The organism is Pseudomonas sp. NBRC 111130, assembly GCF_001320485.1.
Taxonomy (GTDB): domain Bacteria; phylum Pseudomonadota; class Gammaproteobacteria; order Pseudomonadales; family Pseudomonadaceae; genus Aquipseudomonas; species Aquipseudomonas vlassakiae.
In genome coordinates this window covers 36,256-43,863 of record NZ_BCBG01000046.1, presented here as the reverse complement: position 1 = coordinate 43,863, position 7,608 = coordinate 36,256, and the positions used below count along the sequence as shown (strand labels likewise).

Here is a 7,608-nt window from a genome sequence, read left to right as displayed (position 1 = left end):
GGCACAGGTAATCACAGCCTGAAATGGCCGACCATGCCTTTGAGGTCATTGCCCAGCTGCGCCAACTCGATGCTGGACCGGGCATTGTCCTGCATCGCCAGCGCCGCCTGGTCGGCACTGCCACGGATCTGCGTCACGCTACGGCTGATTTCCTCGGCCACCGAACTCTGCTGCTCCGCCGCCGCCGCAATCTGCTGGTTCATCTGCTGAATCAACGACACCGCCACCGCAATGCTGCCCAGCGCGCTTTCGGTCTGCAGCGCATCAGCCACGGCCAGGCGCACCAGCTCGGTACTGCCGCGGATCTGCGCCACCGACTGCTGGGCATTGCCGCGCAGGCTGGCCACCAGCCGCTCGATTTCCTCGGTCGACTGCCGGGTACGCCGGGCCAGTGCCCGTACTTCGTCGGCCACCACCGCAAAACCACGCCCCTGCTCACCCGCCCGGGCCGCCTCTATGGCTGCGTTGAGCGCCAGCAGGTTGGTCTGTTCGGCGACGCTCTTGATCACCTCCAGCACATCGCCAATGGTGTGAATCTCGGCACTTAGGCTGTCGATGCCGGCGCTAGCCGTGTCCGCAGCCGTCGCCAGCTGCTCGATGCGCTGCATGCTCTCGCGCACCACGCGCTGGCCGGCGTCAACCTTGTCATCGGCGGCCTGCGCCGCCTGTGCGGCTTCTTCGGCATTGCGCGCCACGTCATGCACGGTGGCGGTCATCTGCTGCATGGCGGTGGCCACCTGTTCGGTCTCCTCCTTCTGGCTGCCGACTTCGCGGTTGGTCTGCTCGGTCACTGCCGACAACGCCTGGGCGCTGCCGGCCAGTTGCTCGATGCCCTGCTGCAGCCCGCTGACCACGCCAGACAGCCCAGCGGCCATCTGCTGCATGGCCTGCATCAACTGGCCGACTTCATCGCTGCGCGGCGCCTCGCTGTCCAGGCTCAACTCGCCGGCGGCAATACGCTGGGCTCGGCCGATCACGCGCTTGAGCGGGCCGACCACGGCGCGGGTGATCAGCCAGGCGGCGAGCACACCCACCAATAACGCCAGCCCAGTGGCCAGGGCAATGGCCAGGCTGTTGCGCGCCAGTTCAGCCTGCATGGCTTGCTGATCGGCGGCATAGGCCTGGTCGACCCGCCCCGTGACCTGCTCGGCACGCGCCTGCAACTGCGCCTTGATGCCTTGCTCCTTGCCCAGCAGGTCGGTGTATTCATTAAGCTTGTCGGAGAAGCTGGCAATGTGCCCGGCCACCTCGCCGAGGACACTCTGGTAACCCGCGTCAGCGACCGCAGCCTTGAGCTGTTCGACCAGCTGCGCCGCCTCGACCGTCTGGGCGATGCGGCCTTGCTCCCCCTCCTCGCCCTTGCGGCTCTTGTCCAGGCGTACCCGCGCTTCATCCATGGCCTGCAGCATCAGCCGCGACACCTGTGCCACCTGCCCGGCCTGTTCGAGGAACTCGCCACCTTGCTGGCCCTGGGACTGCTTGAGGGTGTAGGTGCCATCGTCGGCTAGGCCGGCCTGCAATACATCGAGGTTGTTGGCCACGCTGGACACCGACCAACTGGCCATGTCCAGCGCCAGCTCCTTGGCCTGTACTGCTTCGACGAAGGCTTCGAAGGCCTGACCGTAAGCCGCCAGGTCAGCCTCGGCCGCCGCCAGTGCTGGCAGGCTGCGGGCGCGCTCGGCAAGGTTTTGCAGGCCGCTGCGCAAGGCCTCGGCCTCCTTGATGTCGGAGCGCAGGGCAAAGGCCTGCTCGTGCTGGCGCAGCCGCAGCAGGTCGGTATTGATCTGGCCCAGCTGGCGCAAGCCGTCGAAGCGCTGGCCAACGCTGTGCAGCGCCGCGATGCCGATGGCCGCCACCGCGACGGTCAGCAGCAACACCAGGGCAAAACCCAGGCCCAGTTTGCGGGCCATGCCCAGGTTGGCCAGAACACCGTGCCTGCTCGTCGCCATCGCCGATCCCCCTTCACCGTGCAAGGTTTTGCCAAGGGTCAAGCGTGGCAATCTTGTCGCCCTGCTAACAAGAGGCTGGCGCCAAAATGGTGTCAAATCGCTATGAGCGTGTCGCGATCAGCTAGCTGAAGGTCGCCCTGCGTGCTGAAGGAAGCCTTGGGCGCGGGTGTCCTGCCCGTAGGCGACATTGATGCGCAGCCAGTCGCTGCTGGCGCCCTGGTAGTCGAAGGCGCTGCCCGGGGTGAGCAACACCGCATGCTCCAGCGCCAGGCGTTCGAGGCTGGCGAAGTCACGCCCCGGCACCCGCGCCCAGACGAACATGCCGCCATATGGCTCGCAGAACACCTGCCAGCCGTACTGCTCCAGCTGCCCGAGCAATTTGGCCATGTGCTGGCCCAGCCGCACCCGCAGACGCTGCACGCTCTTGCGGTAGCTGCCGTTGGCCAGCATCTGCCCGACCACCTGCTCGGCAAAGCGCGAGGTGCCGATGCCACTGACCATCTTCAGTTCGGCCAGACGCGCCAGCAGCGGCGCATCGGCCACCAGGTAGCCGACCCGCAGCGAACTGCTCAGGGTCTTGGAAAAGCTGGCCAGGTAGATCACCCGCTGTTCGCTGTCGAGGGTGGCCAGGCGGGTGGCCGGGCCTTCCTGGAAGTCGGCGTAGATATCGTCCTCGATGATGCGCAGGTCGTGCTCGCGGGCCAGCTCCAGCAGACGATAGGCAACCTTGGGTGCGAGGCTGGTGCCGGTGGGGTTGTGGTACAGGCTATTGGTGAACAGGCAGCGTGGGCGGTGCTCGGCCAGCAGACGTTCGAGCACCGCCAGGTCAGGGCCGGCCGCCGTGCGCGGTACCGGCAGCATGTGCACCTGATGCTGGCGTAACAGGTTGTAGAGGTTGTAATAGCCAGGGTTTTCCACCAGCACAGTGTCGCCGGGCCGCAACAAGGTCCGCACCAGCAGGTCGAGGCCATGGCTGGCACCTTGGGTGGTGAGGATGCGCTCGGGCCCGGCAGCGATGTCCACCCGTACCAGGCGCTTGTGCAAGTGCTGGCGCAGACTGGCCAGGCCCAGCGGTGGGCAATAGTCGAACAGGTCTTGTGGGTTGCCGCGGCTGACCTGGCGGATTGCCTGGGCCAGCTCGACGTCTGCGCGCCAACTGTTCGGCAGCCAGCCGCAGCCGAGCTTGAGCAGTTCGTCGTGGCCTTCGCGGAACTGGCGCCAGCTGCCGTCGCCTGCCTCGCCCCAGACCGGCGGATTGTCGCTTTCCAGGGTGACTTTGCGCTCGGCAACGAAGAAGCCAGTGCCGTGGCGCGCCTCCAGCCAGCCGCTGGCGACCAGGCGATCGTAGGCCTCGATCACGCAGGAAGCACTGACCGACTGGCTGCGGGCCAGGGTACGGATCGACGGCAGGCGGGCACCGGGGCGCAGGCGCTGCTGTTCGATCCAGGCTTGCAGGTGGTCGGTGAGTTGCTGCACCAGCGCAGTGGGGCTTTGGCGGTCGAGGGTGAAGTGCATGGGCTAAGTGTTTGGTTGTTTTGAGCGAACAGTTAAGCATAAATGCGGCTTGGGTGTGCCTTGTTGGATGCTTGGGCCCAGGGCAATGTCTGCCGCACCGAGAACCAGGACCATCCCATGCCCCCGCGCCACTCCCCCGCCCTGCTGGCCTTCGCCCTGTGCCTGATCACCCTGGCAGTCAACCTGCAGGCTCCGCTCTACATCACCTACGCCGATCTCTCCGGCCAAGGCGCCGCCGCCACAGCAGTGGCCTTCTCCGGCTACGTACTGGGCGTGCTGCCGGTGTTGCTGGCCCTGGGCGGACTGGCCGACCGGGTCGGGCGACGGCCACTGATCCTCGCCGCGCTCGTGCTGTCGATGGTTGCCACCTTGCTCATGCTGTTCGCACCGAGCCTGCAGACGCTGGGCGTGGCTCGCTTCTTCCTGGGCCTGGGCACCGGCCTGGCCTCGGCCACGGCAACCGCCTACATGGCGGAACTGATGGGCGCCAGCAGCAGCGCCCGTGCCGCCAACTGGGTCACCGCCAGCACCTCACTGGGCTTTGGCCTCGGCGCTGCACTGACCAGCCTGTTCCTGCTGCGCGGCCCGAGCCTGACACCCGGCAGCTTCCACTTGCAATTGCTGCTAGGCGCAGTGGCGCTGCTGCTGGTGTGGCGCTTGCCCGACCCGCGACCGGCACAGCGCAGTGCCATGCTACGCCTGCCCTGCTACCCGCGCGGCAGCGTGGTGTATGGCCTGGCCATTCTGCTGGCCTGGGCCTGCGTCGGGCTGGTGATCGCCCTGCTGCCCGGGATCCTGCGCCAGCATGGCCTGAGCGACTGGTCGGGGTTTTCGACGTTCTGCGTGATCAGCTGCGGCCTGCTGTTCCAGCCGCTGGCCCGGCGCATGTCCAGCCGCGCGGCCACCTTGCTGGGCATGGCAATTTTGCCGTGCAGCTATGCCTTGCTGGCCTGGGGCGCCGACAGCGGCCGCCTCTGGGCGGTGCTGGCCGGCGCGGTGGCGGCCAGCAGCGCCTGCTATGGGTTTATCTACCTCGGCGGGCTGGCGGCAGTGAATGAAATGGCCGGCGTCGAAAAGACCCGCGCCAGTGCAGGGTTCTTCCTGCTGGCCTACCTGGGCTTCAGCGTGCCGGTGATCCTGACCGGGGTGCTGAGCGACCACCTTGGCTCGGGCGTGGCCTTGCTGGGGTTTGGTGGGGTGCTGCTGGCGGGGTGCATGGCCGTTGCCGCGGCGTTACCAGGTGCAAGGCAAGGCGTACATCAGCCGAGCAACCCGTAACGTTTCGAGTCACGCGGGGTGGCTGCACAAGAACGCCTGCGGCGCGCGGCCGTGGATAAGCGTCTCGGCCTGATCGAGGCTGATCTTGGGGATGACCGATGCGGGGATCTTCGATGTGGCAGACAGGTTGTAGACGGCGAAGTGCTCGTTAACAACCCGATCGGCCATCAGCTTCAGCGAGGGCAGGATACGCCGTTCAAATGACTCGTCCAGGTGACAGCGCGAAACCGCCTGGCCGGGTTCTTCATAGAAGCGCCCGACCGACTGGTCGAGGTCGACACCCACCAGGAAAACCTGATTGAAGCCCAGGTGACAGGCAAGCTGCAACGCCGCATAAGCGACCGTACGTGCATCGAAAAACCCCAGGGAGAGATCCTTGCTGAAGCCTACCGAGCGCGAGCGGCTACCCCATAAGGTACGGCTGCGCACCAACATTGGCTCGGTATTGAACAGAGATTCTTGCAGGCTGGCGCGGGCTGCCTTGGCCAACGGGAAAACCTGCGCCTTGGTCGGCACCGGCAACAGACCGATTTCATCCGGCCAGATCGCCAGGCGCTGGCTGAGCCGTAGCGCCTTGGCGTAAAGATCAGGTTGCTGCTGCGCAAACCCAGTGTCGGTGCACACATAGAAATACGGGCGCACGCCATGCTCCGCGAACATCGAAATCGCGCCATTGACGGTGATCATCGGCACGCCGGCGAAACGCTGCACTGGGAAGCCCTTGGCAGAGGCTCCCGAGGCCACGATGAACACGGGCCCCTCGGCGATACCCCGGCACGCCGCAAAATCCGATATCGAGGCATGGCAGCCGGGCTTTTGGGCGCTGACGGTCTCCATGTCGCTTTCCAAAACCAGAAGAGCCAGAGTATATACAGCGAATCAGTAAGCCGGCTATACACGGTGCGTAGCACCTGCACCCGTCGATGTTCAGATCGCGGTGGCCCCGCCATCTACCGTCAGGCTGTGCCCGGTGGTGAAAGCCGCCCCGTCACTGCACAGGTACAGCACCGCGCTGGCAATTTCCTCGACCTTGCCGATACGCCCCACCGGGTGCATCGCTGCGGCAAATTCGGCCTTGCGCGGGTCTGCCTCGTAGGCGCGGCGGAACATGTCGGTGTCGATCACCGCCGGGCACACGGCATTCACCCGGATGCCCTTCTTGGCGTACTCGATGGCCGCCGACTTGGTCAGGCCGATCACTGCATGCTTGGAGGCGGCGTAGATACTCATCTTGGGCGCCGCCCCCAGGCCCGCCACCGAGGCGGTGTTGACGATCGCACCGCCGCCCTGGGCCAGCAGCAGCGGCAGCTGGTACTTCATGCACAGCCACACGCCTTTGACGTTGACGCCCATGATCGCGTCGAACTCGGCCTCGCTGCCCTCGGCCAGGCGCCCCTGTTCGATTTCGATGCCGGCATTGTTGTAGGCGTAGTCCAGCCGACCATAGGCCTCGATGGCCCGCTCATGCAGCTCGCGCACCTGCGCATCCTGGGTCACATCACAGGCCACGAACAGCGCCTCGCCACCCGCCTGGCGAATCAAGGCCACCGTGGCCTCGCCACCGGCCGGGTCGAGATCGGCCACCACCACCTTCAGGCCCTCGCGGGCAAAAGCCAGTGCCGTCGCCCGGCCGATACCTGCCGCACCGCCAGTGACCAGGGCTACCTGGCCGGAAAAGGTCATGCTCATCGTCTGCTCCTGAGAGTGATGAATTGGCCCTGAGTCTAGTCAGCCGGCCACCCGACTGGGCAGCATCATCAAGGCAGCAGTTGGGCTACCATGCTTACCAGTGATTTTGCGGACCAACCTGCATCAGCGGGTTAAATTGACTGCTGCACCTCATCGCCCACAAGGACCTGCCATGACCCAGACCAACCGCCGCTTCCTGCTAGCCAAACGCCCGGTCGGCGCCGTGCGCCGTGACGACTTCACTTTCGAGACCGTGCCTGCCGAAGCCCCTGCTGCCGGGCAAATCCAGGTGCGCAACCTGTACCTGTCGCTGGACCCGGCCATGCGCGGCTGGATGAACGAAGGCAAGTCATACATCCCACCCGTGGCGCTCGGCCAAGTGATGCGCGCCCTCGGCGTCGGTGAAGTGGTCGCCTCCAACCACCCGGACTACAAGCCCGGTGACCATGTCAGCGGCGCCCTCGGCGTACAGGACTACTTCACCGGCGAGCCCCAGGGCCTGCACAAGATCGACCCCAACCTCGCCCCACTGCCCCGCTACCTGTCGGCCCTGGGCATGACCGGCATGACCGCCTACTTCGCCCTGCTCGAGGTCGGCCAGCCCAAGGCCGGCGACACCGTGGTGATCTCCGGCGCGGCCGGCGCGGTGGGCAGCATCGTCGGCCAGATCGCCAAGCTCAAGGGCTGCCATGTGGTCGGCATCGCCGGTGGCGCGCAGAAGTGCCAGTACCTCAAGGACGAACTGGGCTTTGACGGCGTGATCGACTACAAGGCCGAAGACGTACTGGCCGGCCTGAAACGCGAATGCCCCAAAGGCGTCGACGTGTACTTCGATAACGTCGGCGGCGAAATCCTTGATGCCGTGCTCACCCGCATCAACTTCAAGGCACGCATCGTCATCTGCGGCGCCATCAGCCAGTACAACAACAAGGAAGCCGTCAAAGGCCCGGCCAACTACCTGGCGCTGCTGGTGAACCGTGCACGCATGGAAGGCTTCGTGGTGATGGACCACGCCAAGGAGTACGGCAAGGCCGCCCAGGAGATGGCCGGCTGGCTGGCCACGGGCAAGGTCAAGAGCAAGGAGGATGTGGTGGACGGGCTGGAGACGTTCCCCGAGACGCTGCTCAAGCTGTTCAGCGGTGAGAACTTCGGCAAGTTGGTGTTGAAGGTCTGAGCT

General features: G+C 65.7%; 6 protein-coding genes and 1 pseudogene. 2 read left to right on the top strand and 5 right to left on the bottom strand.

From position 1 onward, the window contains the following. Positions 1–11: 11 nt before the first annotated feature. The 3 genes and pseudogenes from APH33_RS28015 to APH33_RS18960 form a co-directional block, all read right to left on the bottom strand. A complete protein-coding gene (locus APH33_RS28015; RefSeq protein WP_371263261.1) occupies positions 12–875 on the bottom strand; it encodes a methyl-accepting chemotaxis protein in 864 nt (287 codons plus the stop codon). Then, a pseudogene (locus tag APH33_RS28010) lies at positions 873–1,097 on the bottom strand (HAMP domain-containing protein); the annotation flags it as partial. The pseudogene APH33_RS28010 and the gene APH33_RS28015, both read right to left, overlap by 3 nt. Before the next feature lie 969 nt (positions 1,098–2,066). Continuing rightward, positions 2,067–3,464, bottom strand: a complete 1,398-nt coding sequence (locus APH33_RS18960; protein WP_054886629.1) for a PLP-dependent aminotransferase family protein — start codon at positions 3,462–3,464, stop codon at positions 2,067–2,069. Between the two features lie 117 nt (positions 3,465–3,581). Here APH33_RS18960 and APH33_RS18955 point away from each other — a divergent pair, with 117 nt between their 5' ends. Then, on the top strand, positions 3,582–4,742 hold the full coding sequence (locus APH33_RS18955; RefSeq protein WP_054886628.1) for an MFS transporter: 1,161 nt from the start codon (positions 3,582–3,584) through the stop codon (positions 4,740–4,742). Between the two features lie 9 nt (positions 4,743–4,751). Here the strand turns inward: APH33_RS18955 and APH33_RS18950 are convergent, their stop codons facing one another. Together APH33_RS18950 and APH33_RS18945 are read right to left on the bottom strand one after the other, a co-directional pair. Next, entirely contained in the window at positions 4,752–5,579 is an 828-nt protein-coding gene (locus tag APH33_RS18950; protein ID WP_054886627.1) for a hypothetical protein, read from the bottom strand. Positions 5,580–5,669: 90 nt separating this feature from the next. Continuing rightward, complete coding sequence (locus APH33_RS18945) at positions 5,670–6,431, bottom strand: SDR family oxidoreductase (RefSeq protein WP_054886626.1); 762 nt, start codon at positions 6,429–6,431, stop codon at positions 5,670–5,672. A gap of 172 nt (positions 6,432–6,603) precedes the next feature. On the opposite strand from APH33_RS18945, the gene APH33_RS18940 reads away from it, so the two are divergent. Continuing rightward, positions 6,604–7,605, top strand: a complete 1,002-nt coding sequence (locus tag APH33_RS18940) for an NADP-dependent oxidoreductase (protein WP_054886625.1) — start codon at positions 6,604–6,606, stop codon at positions 7,603–7,605. The last annotated feature ends 3 nt before the right edge of the window (positions 7,606–7,608 follow it).

Bases quoted from the DNA above. Each gene is read 5' to 3' on its own strand.
- APH33_RS18950 (WP_054886627.1), bottom strand. From the start codon at position 5,579: ATGGAGACCGTCAGCGCCCAAAAGCCCGGCTGCCATGCCTCGATATCG.
- APH33_RS18955 (WP_054886628.1), top strand. From the start codon at position 3,582: ATGCCCCCGCGCCACTCCCCCGCCCTGCTGGCCTTCGCCCTGTGCCTG.
- APH33_RS28015 (WP_371263261.1), bottom strand. From the start codon at position 875: ATGGCCGCTGGGCTGTCTGGCGTGGTCAGCGGGCTGCAGCAGGGCATC.
- APH33_RS18960 (WP_054886629.1), bottom strand. From the start codon at position 3,464: ATGCACTTCACCCTCGACCGCCAAAGCCCCACTGCGCTGGTGCAGCAA.
- APH33_RS18940 (WP_054886625.1), top strand. From the start codon at position 6,604: ATGACCCAGACCAACCGCCGCTTCCTGCTAGCCAAACGCCCGGTCGGC.
- APH33_RS18945 (WP_054886626.1), bottom strand. From the start codon at position 6,431: ATGAGCATGACCTTTTCCGGCCAGGTAGCCCTGGTCACTGGCGGTGCG.